The organism is Pseudomonas baetica (genome assembly GCF_019733355.1).
Lineage (GTDB): Bacteria > Pseudomonadota > Gammaproteobacteria > Pseudomonadales > Pseudomonadaceae > Aquipseudomonas > Aquipseudomonas baetica_A.
Genome location: NZ_JAIHLQ010000197.1, coordinates 1 through 244 on the forward strand (window position 1 = coordinate 1; position 244 = coordinate 244).

General features: G+C 58.2%; 1 protein-coding gene. It reads right to left on the reverse strand.

The window, feature by feature from the left end; all coding sequences use genetic code 11:
• Nucleotides 1-244 (reverse strand): Mu transposase domain-containing protein (locus K5E40_RS34730; RefSeq protein ID WP_409339165.1); only part of this gene is annotated, 244 nt, incomplete at both ends.

Consider the following 244-nt stretch of genomic DNA (forward strand, 5'->3'; position numbering starts at 1 on the left):
TGGAAGCACTCGACGGTCTTAGCGGTTAGCCGCACTTCGAGTTGGTGCTTCACCAGCTGGTACGGCACCGAGTAGTAATGGCCCTCGACCTCGACGTGATAGTCGATGTGCACCCGCGCCTTTTTCCATTCGGCGTAGACATACGGATGTTCTGGTAGCGGTTGCAGTGCGGGTTGGTCGATGGTCTCGAAGGCCGAGCGGCGTGAGCCGGGCAGCTTCTTGAAGGGCTTTTGATTGAGGCGTT